The organism is Acetobacter aceti (assembly GCF_002005445.1).
Taxonomy (GTDB): Bacteria; Pseudomonadota; Alphaproteobacteria; order Acetobacterales; family Acetobacteraceae; genus Acetobacter; species Acetobacter aceti_B.
In genome coordinates this window covers 78405-93580 of sequence record NZ_CP014692.1, presented here as the reverse complement: position 1 = coordinate 93580, position 15176 = coordinate 78405, and the positions used below count along the sequence as shown (strand labels likewise).

Here is a 15176-nt window from a genome sequence, read left to right as displayed (position 1 = left end):
GTCCGGATGCTCAATGAACCGCCCTGTCCATCCCATCACCTTTCTGCTCGTCGCCAGCCCGTTGCTGCTCTCCCGGCACGTCCTCACGCCTGCGCATGCCGCAGAAACCGGAACGACGACACCCCCGCCCCCTGCTGTACAAGCACCTGTTAAAACAGCTCCGATCAAAGCGGTGACAGCCACCCAGGACGAGCACATCATCGTCACGGCGCATCTGGACAAGCAGAGAGCCAGCCTGCAGCCATCGACCGGCGCAAGCGTGTATCATTTCTCCCGTGCGGATATCGAAAGAATTCCCGGTGGCGATAACACCCCACTCAACGCGGTTCTATTACAGGCTCCAGGCGTTGCGCAGGACAGCTACGGACAGATCCATATTCGTGGCGATCATAACGAGGTGCAGTTCCGCCTCGATGGTGTAGCCCTTCCTGAAGGGCTGAGCGTCTTCGGACAGACGCTCATGACCCGTTTCGCGCATTCCATGTCCCTGACAACAGGCGCGTTGCCCAGCGAATACGGATTTCTGCAGGCGGGCGTGATCGACATCATGACAAAGAACGGTACGTCGGATAGCGGCGGCAATGCTTCCATTTATGGTGGCGCTCGTGACTATTTCTTCCCTTCCCTGCAATATGGCGGGCATTCCGGGAAATGGGATTATTTCGCGACGGCTGATTACGTGCATAACCGCGTCGGTATCGAAAATCCCACACCGGATTTCAACGCGATCCATGATCTGAGCAATCAGTACCATTTTCTTGGACATCTGCGTTACACGGCTGACGAAAACACACGCATCAGCTTTATCGCCGGGGTCTCGAACGCTCAATATGAGCTTCCGAACAACCCTGGTCAGCAAAGGCAGTTTGCCAATCCGGCCTTCCTGAACAGCGCCCTTTCGGAGCAGGTCTACGGCAGCGTGAACAGTGCTTCCCTGCACGAGCAGCAGAAAGAAATTACTGACTTCGGCATGCTGTCGCTTCAGAAGGAAATGGGAAAAGTCAGCCTGCAGACTTCAGCAATCGCACGGTACAGTTCTCTGGGATACTCTCCTGATCCACTTGGCGATCTTGTCTATAACGGCATTGCCCAGCACGCCCAGCGTTCAGTCTTTTCATCAGGCAATCAGACCGATCTCACATGGCGCGCAGCGCCGAAACACACGGTCAGATTCGGTTTTCAGGCTTATGTAGAAAGAACCGTTTCAAAATCGGATGCCACTGTCTATACGCAAACTGGCACGGACGATGATGGCAACGTGGAATTCGACGGCCAGACACAGTCCATTCATGATGGCACGGGCCGCACCGGCTGGATCTACGGATTGTATGCTCAGGACGAATGGCGTCCCGTCAAGAACCTGACCATCAATTACGGCCTGCGTTTCGATGGTGTGGATGAATACACACATTCCAAGCAGGTCAGCCCCAGAATCAACATTGTCTGGAACCCCTGGAGAGGCGGCGCCTTCCACGCCGGTTATTCCCGTTATTTCACACCGCCTCCGTTTGAACTGGTCGGAGGAACGCAGCTGAATAAATACGCAAACACATCCGGTGCGCCACCGAATTTCCAGAACACGATGGTCAAGGCTGAGCGTGACCACTACTTCGACGCCGGTTTCGCGCAGGAAATTCTGCCACACTGGCACGCATCTTTCGACGCCTATGTCAAACTGGCGCGCAACATGATTGACGAAGGACAGTTCGGGTCTCCCATCATCCTCTCCGCGTTCAATTACAAACGAGGTCAGGTCAACGGCTATGAAGTGACCACCGACTATTCACGTGGTCCCTTCACTGTTTACGGAAACTTCGCATGGTCACGCGCCATCGGAAAAGACATTGTTTCCGCCCAATGGAATATGACGCCTGACGACCTTGCCTATATCAGCAACCACTGGGTGCATGTGGATCATGACCAGCGCTGGACCGCATCAGCAGGAGGCAGCTACACAGCCTTCCGCAAGACAGATCATCCCACGCGTCTGTCAGCAACAATGGTTTATGGCAGTGGTCTTCGCGAAGATTCAGTGATCCCCAACGGCGCATCCGTGCCGCAGTACGTCACTTTCAACCTTGGACTGGTTCAGTCGTTTGACAACCTGTTCCATACCCCGTTCCTGAAACGGACTGAACTGCGGCTGGATGTTACCAACCTTTTCGATCGCCGTTACATGCTTCGCAGTGGCTCAGGCATTGGTGTCGGCGCGCCTCAGTACGGGCTGAGACGGACCATTCTGACAGGCATTTCGCAGCGGTTTTAAGAGAGGTCTTGCCAATAAAAGTTTTTGGTGAAGCTCTTTTCAAAAAGCTTCAGAGATCGCCGTCTTTTTGGAAAAAGGCGGTGCCCAGAAACTTCTTCATGATGAAAGAATTTTCGGACGTCTGCACAGCCAATCCCCGAAGAGAAGACAGCCGGCTCTTTCTTCAGTGGTATGTGCGGAGCAATCCGACCAGCCGACCCTGAATTTTCAGACGTTCAGCCGGAACAATCCGTGTTTCATAAGCAGGATTGGCGGCTTCAAGGGCGATCGTGTTGCCCTTCTTTCGCAGCCGCTTGAGTGTCACCTCGGCGTCATCAATGAGCGCGACGATAATCTGACCGTTCTCGGCATGATCTTCCCGACGTATGATGACCGTGTCACCATCCAGAATGCCAGCCTCGATCATGGAATCGCCGGCAACCTCCAGCGCGTAATGCTCTCCCTGACCCAGCAGCGCCATCGGCACTTCCACATGCTCGCTGTGATCATTCAGGGCCTCTATCGGCAGACCAGCCGCAATCCGGCCATAGAGCGGCAGACTTATGGACGCCGACACCTCACCCGTCTTCACGCCAGCAAACCGCTGTGAAAAATCACCCTTGATGACGTTCAGGGATCGGGACGAAGCCGCCGGTGACAACTGGACAGGCTCAGGCAGACGCAGCACTTCCAGCGCCCGCGCCCGATTATGCCGTCGCTGGATGAAACCGCGCTCTTCAAGGGCTGTGATCAGACGGTGAATGCCTGACTTGGATTTCAGGCCGAGCGCTTCCTTCATTTCATCGAAGGAAGGCGAGAAACCTGTCTGACCCAGATAGGAATCGATGAACAGCAACAGTTCATGCTGTTTGCGTGTGAGCATCGGGGCCAGTCCTCTACCAAGATATCATCTATTACGGAAGCTGCTTTGTTCTACATTGGTTCCTGTTCAGGGTCAATCCTGCCTGCTCTCCGCCTCCGTTACAGGCGCGAAAAACCACGCTCCAGATCAGCAGTCAGATCAGCCGCATCATCCAGCCCGATCGCCAGCCTGAAGGCCACCCCTTCCGGCAGCGCGTTTGGCAGGGAGCGGGACACACCACCAGTCGTGGGAAGTACCAGACTTTCATAGCCCCCCCAGGAGGCCCCGATCCCGAAATGCTGGAGCCCGTTGATCATCCGTTCCATGGCGGCCTTGTCATGGCTGGATGTCAGAACAACGGTGAATAACGGACCTGCTCCCGAGAAATCCCGCTCCCAGAATTCATGGCCCGGGCAATCCGCAAACGCAGGATAGAGTACCTGCGCCACCTCTCCACGATCCCGCAGCCAGTTTGCCACCCGCCACGCCGTGCGGGCCTGACGCGCCAGACGCACTCCCATGCTGCGCAAACCACGAAGGGTCAGCCAGCAGTCATCCGGTCCGGCAAGCTGGCCCAACTGGATCGAGGCGTCCCGCAACATGTGCCAGTCCTCTTCCGAGGTGACGGTGATCGCTCCCAGAATGGCGTCCGAATGACCACCCGGATATTTGGTCAGCGCCTGAATCGACACATCGACTCCGTGAGTGAAGGGCATGAAGACCCCGAAACCCCAGGTGTTGTCGAGCAGCACCCGCGCCCCGCCTTCATGCGCCACACGGGCCAGCATGGGGACATCCTGCACCTCGAACGTGTGACTGCCGGGGCTTTCCGCGAAGACGACCTGCGTATTCGGTCGCATGATCTCGCGCAGCCCGTCTTCGGAGATCATCGGATCGTAATAGGTGGACTCGACACCGAACCGACGCAGCATCGTGTCGGCGAACCGGCGGGTCGGACCGTAGCAGGAATCCGGCAGCAGACAGTGACCGCCGGAACTGGTCCATGTCAGCAGCGCCGTCGTGCAGGCGGCGAGACCGGACGACACGACCTGTGTATCGCGCCCTTCCTCGATGGCCGCGATAGCCCGCTCCAGATCGTGCTGAACGGCGGAGCCCATCGCGCCGTAGATCGGCGTGTGCTCGTAACGCTCGGCGCCCACGCGCCGCATGGTGTCCAGATCGGGAAACAGCACGGTTGAACCCCGGGAAACCGACGCATTGACCAGCGTGCCGGTCCGGCGAAACTGCTCGTCATGGACATCCGGACGGCCGACTTTCACCAGCCGGGCGTTCAGCCGTTCCCAACCGGCGGCAACCCTGTCTTCACCTGTCATGATCAATTCCGCTCCCTACCGGATGTCGCTTCTCCTTTTACGATGGGCGCATCCGGCGTTCGCGCCCACTCCGCCCATGAACCGTCATAGAGCGAGACGGATTCATATCCCGCGAGAACAGCTCCCACCACGATGACGGAAGCTGTCATGCCCGACCCGCAGGTGGCGATAAGCGGGGTCTGCGCACTCGCAACGCCCGCTTTTTCAAAACGCGCTTTCAGAGCTGTTTTCGGCAGGAAGTGTCTGTTTGCGTCCAGCAGTTCACCAAAGGGAATATTCCGGGCTCCCGGCATGTGCCCGGAGGAGAGTCCCGCCCGCGGCTCGGGAGCAGCGCCGGTGAAACGACCTGCCGAACGCGCATCGAGAATCACGTCGTCCGACTCTGAGGCGCAGAGGGCCAGCATATCTCCCAGCCCTTTGATCAGACTGGTCTTCAGACGGGGAACATACTGTTCTGGTGAAACCGGCGCAGGCTCACCCTGCTCAAGCGCGCCGCCTGCTGCACGCCATGCGGGCAATCCGCCATCAAGAATGAACACGCGCTCATGGCCGAACAGGCGCAGCAGCCACCAGGCCCGACATGAAGAGGCGATGTTGCCCTGATCGTAAACAACGACGGTGCTGTCGTGTGTCAGTCCAAGCTCGCCGGCCAGTCGTGCAAAGCGACCGGCGGCAGGCGCCATGTGGGGGAGAGACTGTTCAGGATCAGAGAAAAGTTCGATGTCGAAGCGATGTGCACCGGGCAGACGGGACGCCCGAAATACAGTTTCCGGGTCAGTCTGCTCGCCGGGAAGCAGGGCTGTCGCATCAAGAAGGGTTACGCCCCCGGACGCAAGGGCATCCTTTAACGTATCAACATCGACAAGAGGCTGTGACACAGATCCGACTCCTCTCCGCTGCCTGCGGAGAGGAGGAGTGAATCACTGGATCGCGTGCTGTGCAAGCAGGGAACGAAGACGTTCCGCCGCTTCCTTGCCCTTGCAGGATTCCGCCCAGAGCACTTCAATCACGCGCTGATGGGCGTTGACCGCTTCCGGAGCGCTGGTCACCAGCGACACGCCTGTTGTCGCCGCCGGCGACATGTCGCACCGGAACGGGTTGATCGCCAGCATCATCCGCTCGCGTCCCCGCATCAGGATACAGTTGGTCGTGCTTTCCACATCCGCGAGCAGGCTGAACTGCAACCCGATCGGCTCGGCTTCAATCAGTTCCGCAATGCGGCCGATTTCCATCGCGGCAACCTTGCGCGCCTCGGTGCGCAGTTCGTCAGACATGGTGATCGCTTCACCCACGCCGCGCTGGAGAAAGCGCTCGATCGACTGTTCGCTCAGCATGGTGATCATCGTCGGGCGGCGAAGGCGGTAACTCTCGCGCCGTGCGGTAAAAATCTCCTGATACTGCTCAATCAGCTGTTTGTTTTCCACCTGCTCAGCAATCGCCCGCGCCAGAATGGAATCATATTCGGGTGAGGTCACCAGATACGCCACCGGATCACTGATCTGGAGAATCTGGTCCGCTTCTTCCTCAACCTGCCGGACACGCTCGAAAAAACTGAGCGGTCGGCTGTAATATTCCACACCGATGCCAAGAAGAGTGAGAGGTGAAACTTTAAGCAGCTCTGCCAGTCTCTGAACCGTGTCGAGTTTGATCACCTCGCCTTTCTCATACCTGTAGAGAGCAGCACGAGATACGCCGAGGCGAGCGGCAATTTCATCCGCCCGCATACCCGATTCAAGACGAAAAGCACGTAGCTGCTGTCCGATCTCGCTCAGACGCATAGTCACAGCAGCCATTCCGGTCATTCCTTGAGATACTGTTTCCGGGAAAATCTTCGTCAATAATACGTTAATATTGCTTGCTGTAAAGAGTCCGTAATTTGCGATATCGTAAAATTATGGCGGCTTACACATAAATCAGGCAGCTTCGCCGCATCGTTGCCACATTTCCTGATCTTCCTGCGAAGGCCCACACACTCGGCGCGTGACACCCATCTCATAAAGTGATTCCAGAAACAGTGGCTTTTCATCCTAGAAAAGACCGGGCGCGCAGGCAGACCTGTGACACCGTGAAACGAAACGCAGGATTCTGGCGTCATGAACGCTGAACGACTCATCTCCGGGCTGCTGATACTCGGCGTGGCCTACGGTTGCGCGGTCGTCACGGCGCCCTTCCTTTCCGCCATTCTGTGGGCGGCCATCCTCACCTTCGTGACCTGGCCCATCCTTCTCAGACTGAGACGGCATGTGGGTCCCGCAACCGCCGCCATCAGCATGACCGTTTTCAGCACAATCTGCATCGTGGTCCCCATTGCAGGCATCACCTCCAAGGGGCTGGCTGATGCGCCACAGGTCCTGACGGACCTGACAGACACCCTTCTACCCAATCTCCGCCTGCCGCCCGTGCCGGTCTGGCTCAGCAGGCTCCCCCTTGCCGGCGACGAGATCACACAGGCGTGGGGCCAGATGGGCAAGGATCTCAGCCATATCGGGCAAAGCCTGCGTCCCTATGCCGGTGACATCGCCCAGTCTGTCATTTCAGTTCTCATGCAGCTGGCGAGTGGCGGCCTGCATCTGGCGATGGCGCTTTTCATAGCCTTCTTCTTCTGGCTGAGCGGCGATTCACTGGGACGGACCATCCGTCAGCTGATTGGTCGGGTCGCCGGACGTCACGCGAACCGTATCCTGCGCATTGTCGGCGGCACTATTCGGGGGACTGTCTATGGCCTGCTGGGAACGGCGATTGTACAGGGCGTGCTGACAGGCATCGGCTTTTACATTGTGCATGTCCCGGAATCCGTGCTCTTTGGCACCCTCGCCGCATTTCTCTCGGTACTCCCGATCGGAGCCCCTCTGGTCTGGATTCCGGCTGCTGTCTGGCTGGCCGTGTCGGACCACCTCTGGAGAGGCATCTTTCTGGCGCTTTACGGGATTATCCTGATCTCCGGCGCGGACCATATCATTCGTCCGATCTTCATCGCACGGGGCGCACAACTGCCTTATCTGCTGACCCTCATCGGCGTGATCGGAGGCGTGCTGGAGTTTGGCGGGCTGGGCATCTTTCTCGGCCCGGTCCTTCTTGCGGTCGGCTATATCCTGATCGTTGAATTCGCCGCCGGCCGTGTTGCTGACCTGCAGCAGGACCGGAAGACATCGGAGACATAATGGCCACGCCCAAGCTGAAACCACTTCTCAAACGGATACGCCGCCGCTCCCGTCTCCGGGGCCGGATTATCGCCTCTCCTGCCCGGCAGGGCGATGTCGAACTCAGGATCATCAGCTGGAATCTGCTGCACAGCGTGGGCGCAAGCATTCGGGATGTGCTGACGCTGCTTGAGAGAGAACAACCTGATCTGCTGCTGATGCAGGAAGCAACCGAGGAGATCGATCAGCTCCCGGAACTGGTGGGAGGCTATTACGCCCGCTCGCCACTCCCCGGCCGGATTCATGGCATGGCCTGCTGGAGTCGCACGCCTTTTTCCCGCGCGCCCCGCACATGCGTCATACCGTCCGGCATGATTGTGAAACGTATCGCGCAGATCATCCGCCTGCCCTCTCTCACTGTCGCCAACGTCCATTTGTCGCACGGGCAGATCATGAACCGACGCCAGCTCCGGCGTCTGTCGGCCATTCTCCCAGCTCCGGCGGCCATTCTGGGAGATTTCAATCTGGTGGGACCAACACTGGTGCCAGGCTTTTCGGATGCTGGACCACGCGCCCCCACCCACAGAATGGTCGACCTTGTCCCCATCCGCATCGACCGTTGCCTGATCCGGGGCGCGGTCTGTGAACAGGCTGAGGTCTTGCCGGTCTTCGCGTCCGATCACAGGCCCATCATGGTCACGCTGCGACCGGGCGCCACAATGCCCGACGCACGGCCTGAGGCAGCCACTCAGGCGGGATAGCGCCTGATGATAAAAGGCGCAAAAGCGGTTGCCGCTTTTTTGAAAAAAGCTTCACCAAAAACTTCTTTACGATCTTCAGGTTATTTTTGAGGGGAAGCAGATCAGAGTGATTTCAGCACTCATCTGTTTCATCCTCCGGACTCCCGCCCTGCACAAGAACAGACGCTTCAGTCCAACGGCGTCATCATCAGATCAGGCACACCGGGATCGGTGGAAGAGCAGGCGTCAGGCCCCATCAAAAGACCGCACCAGCCGCATGTTTCGACTCCATCAACAGCGTGACCGTCGAATGGTCCGTACAAAGTAGGCTCTGTCATCCCCGCATGAGCAGGAATGACAGAGCCGCGCATACGATCAGAAGCGGTAAGCGATACCAGCCGACACAACGGTCGGGTCGAGGGACTCATGAGCGCGGATACGAATGGTTTCGGCCGGATCCTGTGCCCAGGCATGCATACGCATGAAAACCTGCTTTACGTCGGCATTGAAGAACCAGTTGCCAACGATCTGGTAGTCAAAGCCGACATTGACAGACGGACCTCCGGTGAAGCCGGAGTTCAGCTTCAGGCCATTCGCGCCGTGCATGCTGTGGAACCAGGTCAGGTTGGCGCCGAGACCAACATACGGGTTGAAGCGCTTATGTGGACGGAAATGCCATGCGACCGTCAGGGTCGGCGGCAGCACCCATGCGGAGCCAACGTCCGTCTTGGCGCCCAGAGCGCCACCATGGCCCGAGACTTCGTGACGGGTGCTGGTCGCGATCAGATCCAGCGAAAGATTGTCGGTCAGGAAGTATTCGAGGGTCAGCTCAGGCATCGCCTGATTGGTCGTGGAGATGTGCGCTCCCGGCAGACGCTGGCCGTTCAGGCTCACCTTGCTGTCACGATCCTGCGGCAGGATGCCGACGCCGGACAGACGCACCATGAAATCGCCACGACCGAGACCAATCTTCGTGCTGGAGCAGGTCTCGAAAATCCCGCAATGTCCGCTGCGATCAACCGGGGGAGCGATCGGAGCCGCTACCGGTGCATTGACGTAGGCGGAAGCCGCCGCAGGTGCAGAAGCTGTCTGAGCGTGGGCTGCGCCGCAGAGTGCGCTGGCGGCCAGAAGCGTGGCCGCCAGAAAGGATCCGGTCTTCATCATGGGGCGTTACTCTTATCAAACTGTAATGTTCGCCGCTGAAACCATACCCCGCGTACCAACGGCGTTGATCTGGATCAATTCACAACAACTTCCGGAGAGGTGAGTTTTTTATGCAACAGTGTGAAAATCGCCACGCCCAGGCGGGATCATGCGTTGCCGCCACTCGCTCCATGATACGGCGACCAGAGAAAACGGCGCGCGCCGCATGGGTTCCGGCAGGCGATCTCGTGCATAATACTGAGGGTGATCCCGGTCTCCGAAAGATGGATCTCTCACTTGCTATAGAGACTCATACATGACAGACGGCACTGCCACGCGATGCCGACGTCTCATCATAACACACCAGAAAAACACAGCTTTTCGTCTGCTTCCCGACAATAATGACTGACGATCTCATCTGCCCTCTGTCGGCCAGATCCAACGATCCCGTTCATCCGGACACACTGATGAACAGCGGACATACTCCCTTCGGACATCAACCTGACCGGCAGAAAGAAGTCTGTCCGGAAGCACGGCGCCTCCTTCACTGGCGGGCAGGATTCCGCACAGTCCAATGTGCCGCCATTTTCACAATGATTTAAATCAAGCCTGTCACCCGATCTCAGGGGGTGTGGTCCGCTCTCATTCGCGCTAGATACAGGCAGACCATAGAAGCCACATCCGGACGGAGAAAAAGACAAGCCATGTCAGTATCTGCCCTGACAGCCGGAAATATTCCGTCCTACCCCCGACGAATCGTCATTGCCGGCATGGATGGATGTCAGGCCTGCTCAGTCTGCGAAGTACGGGCGCACGGCATCTGCAGCGCCCTGAATGATGATGAACTGGCCCAGCTTGCAAAGGCCGCGGTGCGGGTGACAATTCCGCCCGGACGGCAGTTCATAGAAGAAGACTCCGATGCCGGAGAGTTTTTCAACATCACCTCCGGGACGGTAAAGCTTTTCAAATCACTGCCCGATGGTCGCAGGCAGATTATGGGTTTTGTGGGTATCGGTCATTTCCTCGGCCTTGCCGTATCGGATCGCTACGCCTTTAGCGCCGAGGCCATTGATCAGGTCCGTCTCTGCCGCTTCTCACGCGAACGCCTTGAAACAATCATCGACGAATTCCCACGACTGGAACGACGTCTACGCAACGAGGCCGCCAACGAGCTGGTCGCGGCTCAGGACCAGATGCTCCTCCTCGGACGCAAGACCGCGAGAGAGAGAGTCGCCAGCTTTCTTTACGGTCAGATGGTCGAGCGTTACAGCGACGACATTCCCCGCAACGCCAGGCTGATCTTCCCCATGACCCGCGCGGATATCGCGGATTTTCTGGGCCTTACCGTGGAAACCGTAAGCCGGACGATCAGTGGCCTGCGACGGGAAGGGCTGGTCACGACAGGCGCCGGTCACGAGATCAGTGTCCCCACACCGTCCCGCTTGCAAACCATCGCCAGAGGCGAGGAATAACGTCCCGGACAGGACGCCTTCTGACACCTCTGCATTCTGGATATTACCCTGCTTCAAAACAGTCACATTCCCGAGGACAGTCTGATATAATCCCGGAGAATGCTTTCCCGCTTTTCAGCCGCTTCCGGAATATCCCCTTACGTCGCTGCTGACTTCAGTTCTTCGACGAGGTCATCCACAGTCTCGTTTTCCGGAGACACGCCTTTCAGGTTTGTCCAGTTCTGACGGGAAATCAGGCCGTAGGCTTCATCGCAGTGCGCGGTGAAAAAGCCATAGGACATACGACGGACCCCACCCCACGTATTGAGATAGAGCCAGTCTGAATCATAACCATGCAACCAGACGGCATGGCCGCCGGCGATGCTGTTATCGGCGGAGGGATCGACAACCCAGTCGTTATTTCCGGAGCAGGCATATTCGGGAAGGCTCAAACCGATATACAACCCTCCGAGCATGGCAATCGCGCGGTGAACGGACAGCGTGTCTCGCGGATTGATATAGCCAAACGCCGTCAGATAATCCCGTGTCTGGCCCGGCCGGTCATAGCCTTCACGACACCATCGGGACAGGACCTCAACTTCGACGCCTCCCTGATCCGTTGAAGGCTCATTCTGAACATAGCCCGATTCCGCACTGTAATTGGCGACAACCTGCTCATCACTCAGAACAATCGGAGTGAGCGCAGTGCCGGTCCATGTCCGGATGGCGGAGGCGACAGAGACCTGGGTGCAGCATCCAAGACGATCATTGCACCACATCGGCCAGTTCACATTTTCAGCCCAGTTCACCGTAGGCGGGGGAGCCGGAAGACGAAAACTGAGTGAGGTGGAAAGGCGGTAGGTTCGCGGGTCCAGGCGAGCAGGCTTCTTGCCCAGTCTGCGCTGAAGCATGGTGTTGTTTTCTCCACTATTAAGCATGTGGAGAACGATACGTGTCCCTGCGCGGAAGAGGGGCAGAGCTTCCTTCAGCCTCCTGAAACATATGACCGGGGCATGTGCTTCGGAAGTCTTTCTGACCACGTGAAAGAAAAGACCGACCAGCAGCGCTCCCGCTGCGTCAATACGCATCCAGACATGTTCTGCAGAACGGGATCTGGAGGCCAATGCAAAAGCCTCCAGCAAAACTCTCCGCAACTCATGGGGCGTTTTGGTGAAGCGTTGTCCGGAAAATCTTGGGGAGTGTCGCCCTCACCAAAAGACGACACCCGAAAACTTTACTGTTTACCTGCAACAATCTCTTACTAATGGCTGAGAACGCGCCCGGCAACGACTTCCAGCTTGCTCAGCAGGGAAGGCTCCCGTCGCTCCGGCGCGGTGATCAACGCATGCTCCAAAGCCCGGTCACACCCGGCCGGACAGAGACCACGCGACTTCCCGAGAGCCGGGATCATCGCCTTGACAAGCGAGCGGGCATGCTCGGCGTTCTGCTGCATGACACGAACAACCGCATCGACCGTGACGCTGTCATGATCCTGATGCCAGCAGTCATAGTCAGTCACCATCGCCACTGTCGCGTAACAGATCTCGGCTTCACGGGCGAGTTTGGCTTCCGGCATGTTGGTCATGCCGATCACCGCACACCCCCAGCTGCGATACAGCTCGCTCTCCGCGCGCGTGGAGAACTGCGGGCCTTCCATCACCAGATAGGTGCCGCCCCGGGTATGGGCGATGTTCAGCTCTTTCAGCTTCTGCTCCGCCACATCGCCAATACGCGGGCAGACCGGATCAGCGACCGAGACATGCGCCACGCAGCCCGTATCAAAGAAGCTCTTCTCACGGGCAAAACTGCGATCAATGAACTGGTCCACAATCACGAAATGTCCCGGCGGGAGATCCTCGCGCAGGGAGCCGACAGCCGACAGGGAAATGATATCCGTCACCCCCGCAATCTTCATCGCCGCGATGTTGGCGCGATAGTTCAGGCGTGACGGCGGAATCGGATGGCCGCGACCATGACGGGGCAGAAACACGCAGCGGACGCCGTTCAGCGTGCCAAACAGCAGCTCGTCAGACGGAGCGCCCCAGGGGGTATCGACGCGCCGCCATTCCTTGTTCTCAAGCCCGGCGATATCATACAGCCCTGATCCGCCGATAATGCCGATAACCGGCTTGATCTTTTGTGCGGGACTATTCGGCATTGGACCAGATTCTCCGTTTCAGCATAAAAAGCAGGAGCGCGAGGCATAGCAGATAGACGATCACACGCACACCGGTCCGATGACGCGCGACCAGATGAGGCTGCGCGACCCACGCCAGAAAAGTCGTGACGTCGCGGGCTTCCTGCTCGACTGTGGCGGGCGTGCCATCGGCGTAATGAACCTCGCCGTCCCGCAATGGCGGTTTCATGGCAATCCGCCGCCCCTGTGCAAAGCGGTTGTAAAACTGGCCGGGCGACACCGCCACACCCTCCGGAGCAGGGCCATACCCCGTGATCAGCGCGTAAACCCTGTCTGGACCACCCGGATACACCACGGCCAGCCGAGACTGATCCGGTGGCAGCATACCTTTTGGAACGCCTGCCGGTTTTACGGGTGTCGGAAACGCGTCGTCCGGCAGACCGTGACGATATTTCAGCACACCGGACAGATCCCGCCCGTCCTGAATCTGATAACCGGACGCAATGGATTTTATGGCCTCGGCATCAAGACCCATGCCTTCCAGATCTCTGAACTGAACATGCTTCATGCCGTGACAGGATGAACAGACCTGCTCATAAACCACATAGCCGCGCTGCACGGCGGCAAGGTCAAAATTGCCCAGCGGCCCTTCGAAACTCCAGTGCTGGGGCGGCGCATGATCGTGATCGGGAGACGTCTGCGCCTGCAGGGGCGACGCACTGAAAAGCGCTACAGCAAAGACGGGAAAGACAGACTTCATCCTCACGATGCGTGCTCCAGAGCCACATTTTCACGATGGGACACAAAGGGCAGCACCACGAGGAAGTGGAAAAAATAGAACACCGTCGCGCATCGCCCGATGATCAGCCAGCCCCCCTCCACATGATGCTTTCCAGCCAGACCCAGCGTTACGAACGCGACGACGAGAAGGATCGTGGATATACGAATGAGCGGTCTTTGCCGGGCGGATCTCACAGGGGACGTATCGAGCCACGGCACAAGAAACAGCACCGCCACAGCTCCCATCGAAGCAACGAGGCCACCGAACTTGAATGGAATAGCCTGAAGCATTCCGTAGAAAGGCAGAAAATACCACTCAGGCTCAATATTTGTCGGGGTGCGCAAAGGATTGGCGGGGCGATAATTTGACGCTTCCGTCACAAGGTCCGGAAACAGGAACATCACCGCGGCCAGTACGATGGCGAAAATCGCCACTCCGAAGAGGTCCTTGATCGCGAAATAAGGTGAGAAGGGCAGGCTTCCCTTTCGGTCCGGCTCAATCCCGCTCGGGTTTCCGGAGCCTGCAACATGCACGCCCGCCACATGCAGGCCGACCACAGCGACAATCGCAAACGCCAGTGTGAAATGCAGTACGAAAAGATGGTGCAGCGTGCCGTCGCCCGGCTGATCGCCATACAGAAACACACGCTCCGCAAACGGACCAATCACTGGAATGGACGCCAGCGCCTTTCCGGCAATATCCGCGCCCCAATAGGACATCTGTCCCCACGGCAGAACATATCCGGCGAAGGCGGTGATCATGGTCATCACCAGCAGCAGCAGACCGAGCAGCCACACCAGTTCACGCGGTTTCTTGTAGGAGCCGTAATACAGGCCACGGAACAGATGCAGATAAAGCGCGCCAAGAAACAGGCTCGCCCCCGCCATGTGCATCGACCGCATCAGCCAGCCGGATGGCACGCGCCGCTCGATGGCCTCGATGGACGCGAACGCTCCTGCGGCTGTCGGCGTGTAATTCATGGCCAGCACGAGACCGGACAGCAGCATCAGAACGAGCATCGCCGACAGCATGGCGCCTACGGTCCAGAGCATGCTGGCCGAGCGCGGCATCGGAAAATGTCGGAACTGGTCGGAGAGAAAACGCCGCACAGGCAGGCGGCTGTCGAGCCAGTCCTTCTTGGCTCCATCGCACTCCCTGTCGCTCGACGACGAACCTGTCATGGGCGTTCCCCTGCTTTCCCTGTGAACACCTAATTCAGTTGAGGCGGAAGGTCCACGGGATCAGCAATCATCCCCACGAGCCTCGCTGCAAGGAGCGCCTCTGTTAATATTCGGATGCACCGGATCGGCTCCCCGACAGCGATCATTAATCATCAGGATGTA

Annotated in this window: 13 protein-coding genes; 4 read left to right on the top strand and 9 right to left on the bottom strand. The window is 58.2% G+C overall.

The features are described from left to right. Positions 1–13: 13 nt before the first annotated feature. Positions 14–2266 carry a TonB-dependent receptor gene (locus A0U92_RS00420; protein WP_077811509.1) on the top strand — a complete coding sequence of 751 codons (2253 nt, stop codon included), beginning with the start codon at positions 14–16 and terminating at the stop codon, positions 2264–2266. 163 nt (positions 2267–2429) lie between these two features. Here A0U92_RS00420 and lexA read toward each other — a convergent pair whose 3' ends face one another. The 4 genes from lexA to A0U92_RS00400 form a co-directional block, all read right to left on the bottom strand. Further along, a complete protein-coding gene (lexA, locus tag A0U92_RS00415; protein WP_077811508.1) occupies positions 2430–3128 on the bottom strand; it encodes a transcriptional repressor LexA in 699 nt (232 codons plus the stop codon). Positions 3129–3226: 98 nt separating this feature from the next. Continuing rightward, positions 3227–4441 (bottom strand): cystathionine beta-lyase, encoded by a 1215-nt coding sequence (gene metC, locus A0U92_RS00410; RefSeq protein WP_077811507.1) that lies wholly within the window; start codon positions 4439–4441, stop codon positions 3227–3229. A 2-nt stretch (positions 4442–4443) separates the two neighbouring features. Next, positions 4444–5319, bottom strand: coding sequence for a sulfurtransferase (locus A0U92_RS00405; RefSeq protein ID WP_077811506.1), 876 nt, complete (start codon positions 5317–5319; stop codon positions 4444–4446). A gap of 42 nt (positions 5320–5361) precedes the next feature. After that, positions 5362–6234 carry a helix-turn-helix domain-containing protein gene (locus A0U92_RS00400; RefSeq protein WP_077811505.1) on the bottom strand — a complete coding sequence of 291 codons (873 nt, stop codon included), beginning with the start codon at positions 6232–6234 and terminating at the stop codon, positions 5362–5364. A 300-nt stretch (positions 6235–6534) separates the two neighbouring features. On the opposite strand from A0U92_RS00400, the gene A0U92_RS00395 reads away from it, so the two are divergent. Both A0U92_RS00395 and A0U92_RS00390 read left to right on the top strand, forming a co-directional pair. Then, complete coding sequence (locus A0U92_RS00395; RefSeq protein WP_077811504.1) at positions 6535–7602, top strand: AI-2E family transporter; 1068 nt, start codon at positions 6535–6537, stop codon at positions 7600–7602. Continuing rightward, complete coding sequence (locus tag A0U92_RS00390) at positions 7599–8342, top strand: endonuclease/exonuclease/phosphatase family protein (RefSeq protein ID WP_077811503.1); 744 nt, start codon at positions 7599–7601, stop codon at positions 8340–8342. Before A0U92_RS00395 ends, A0U92_RS00390 begins: the two co-directional genes overlap by 4 nt. Positions 8343–8696: 354 nt before the next feature. On the opposite strand, the gene A0U92_RS00385 is transcribed toward A0U92_RS00390, so the two are convergent. Beyond that, positions 8697–9485, bottom strand: coding sequence for an OmpW/AlkL family protein (locus tag A0U92_RS00385; protein ID WP_077811502.1), 789 nt, complete (start codon positions 9483–9485; stop codon positions 8697–8699). A gap of 683 nt (positions 9486–10168) precedes the next feature. Between A0U92_RS00385 and A0U92_RS00375 the strand changes: the two genes are divergently transcribed. After that, entirely contained in the window at positions 10169–10936 is a 768-nt protein-coding gene (locus A0U92_RS00375; protein ID WP_077811500.1) for a Crp/Fnr family transcriptional regulator, read from the top strand. A gap of 137 nt (positions 10937–11073) precedes the next feature. Here A0U92_RS00375 and A0U92_RS00370 read toward each other — a convergent pair whose 3' ends face one another. The 4 genes from A0U92_RS00370 to A0U92_RS00355 form a co-directional block, all read right to left on the bottom strand. Then, a complete protein-coding gene (locus tag A0U92_RS00370) occupies positions 11074–12003 on the bottom strand; it encodes a C1 family peptidase (protein WP_236748202.1) in 930 nt (309 codons plus the stop codon). Between the two features lie 173 nt (positions 12004–12176). Next, on the bottom strand, positions 12177–13073 hold the full coding sequence (locus tag A0U92_RS00365; RefSeq protein ID WP_077811499.1) for an S-methyl-5'-thioadenosine phosphorylase: 897 nt from the start codon (positions 13071–13073) through the stop codon (positions 12177–12179). Continuing rightward, the gene (locus A0U92_RS00360) at positions 13063–13812 is read right to left on the bottom strand and encodes a cytochrome c1 (protein ID WP_077811498.1); all 750 of its coding nucleotides are present in this window, start codon (positions 13810–13812) and stop codon (positions 13063–13065) included. Before A0U92_RS00360 ends, A0U92_RS00365 begins: the two co-directional genes overlap by 11 nt. Positions 13813–13814: 2 nt before the next feature. Further along, complete coding sequence (locus tag A0U92_RS00355) at positions 13815–15014, bottom strand: cytochrome b (protein ID WP_077811497.1); 1200 nt, start codon at positions 15012–15014, stop codon at positions 13815–13817. Positions 15015–15176: the final 162 nt, after the last annotated feature.

What these genes read in the sequence shown, in the direction of transcription:
- metC (WP_077811507.1), bottom strand. Translation starts at nt 4,441, where the DNA reads ATGACAGGTGAAGACAGGGTTGCCGCCGGTTGGGAACGGCTGAACGCC.
- A0U92_RS00370 (WP_236748202.1), bottom strand. Translation starts at nt 12,003, where the DNA reads ATGCGTATTGACGCAGCGGGAGCGCTGCTGGTCGGTCTTTTCTTTCAC.
- A0U92_RS00420 (WP_077811509.1), top strand. Translation starts at nt 14, where the DNA reads ATGAACCGCCCTGTCCATCCCATCACCTTTCTGCTCGTCGCCAGCCCG.
- A0U92_RS00355 (WP_077811497.1), bottom strand. Translation starts at nt 15,014, where the DNA reads ATGACAGGTTCGTCGTCGAGCGACAGGGAGTGCGATGGAGCCAAGAAG.
- lexA (WP_077811508.1), bottom strand. Translation starts at nt 3,128, where the DNA reads ATGCTCACACGCAAACAGCATGAACTGTTGCTGTTCATCGATTCCTAT.
- A0U92_RS00385 (WP_077811502.1), bottom strand. Translation starts at nt 9,485, where the DNA reads ATGATGAAGACCGGATCCTTTCTGGCGGCCACGCTTCTGGCCGCCAGC.
- A0U92_RS00360 (WP_077811498.1), bottom strand. Translation starts at nt 13,812, where the DNA reads ATGAAGTCTGTCTTTCCCGTCTTTGCTGTAGCGCTTTTCAGTGCGTCG.
- A0U92_RS00375 (WP_077811500.1), top strand. Translation starts at nt 10,169, where the DNA reads ATGTCAGTATCTGCCCTGACAGCCGGAAATATTCCGTCCTACCCCCGA.
- A0U92_RS00400 (WP_077811505.1), bottom strand. Translation starts at nt 6,234, where the DNA reads ATGGCTGCTGTGACTATGCGTCTGAGCGAGATCGGACAGCAGCTACGT.
- A0U92_RS00365 (WP_077811499.1), bottom strand. Translation starts at nt 13,073, where the DNA reads ATGCCGAATAGTCCCGCACAAAAGATCAAGCCGGTTATCGGCATTATC.
- A0U92_RS00395 (WP_077811504.1), top strand. Translation starts at nt 6,535, where the DNA reads ATGAACGCTGAACGACTCATCTCCGGGCTGCTGATACTCGGCGTGGCC.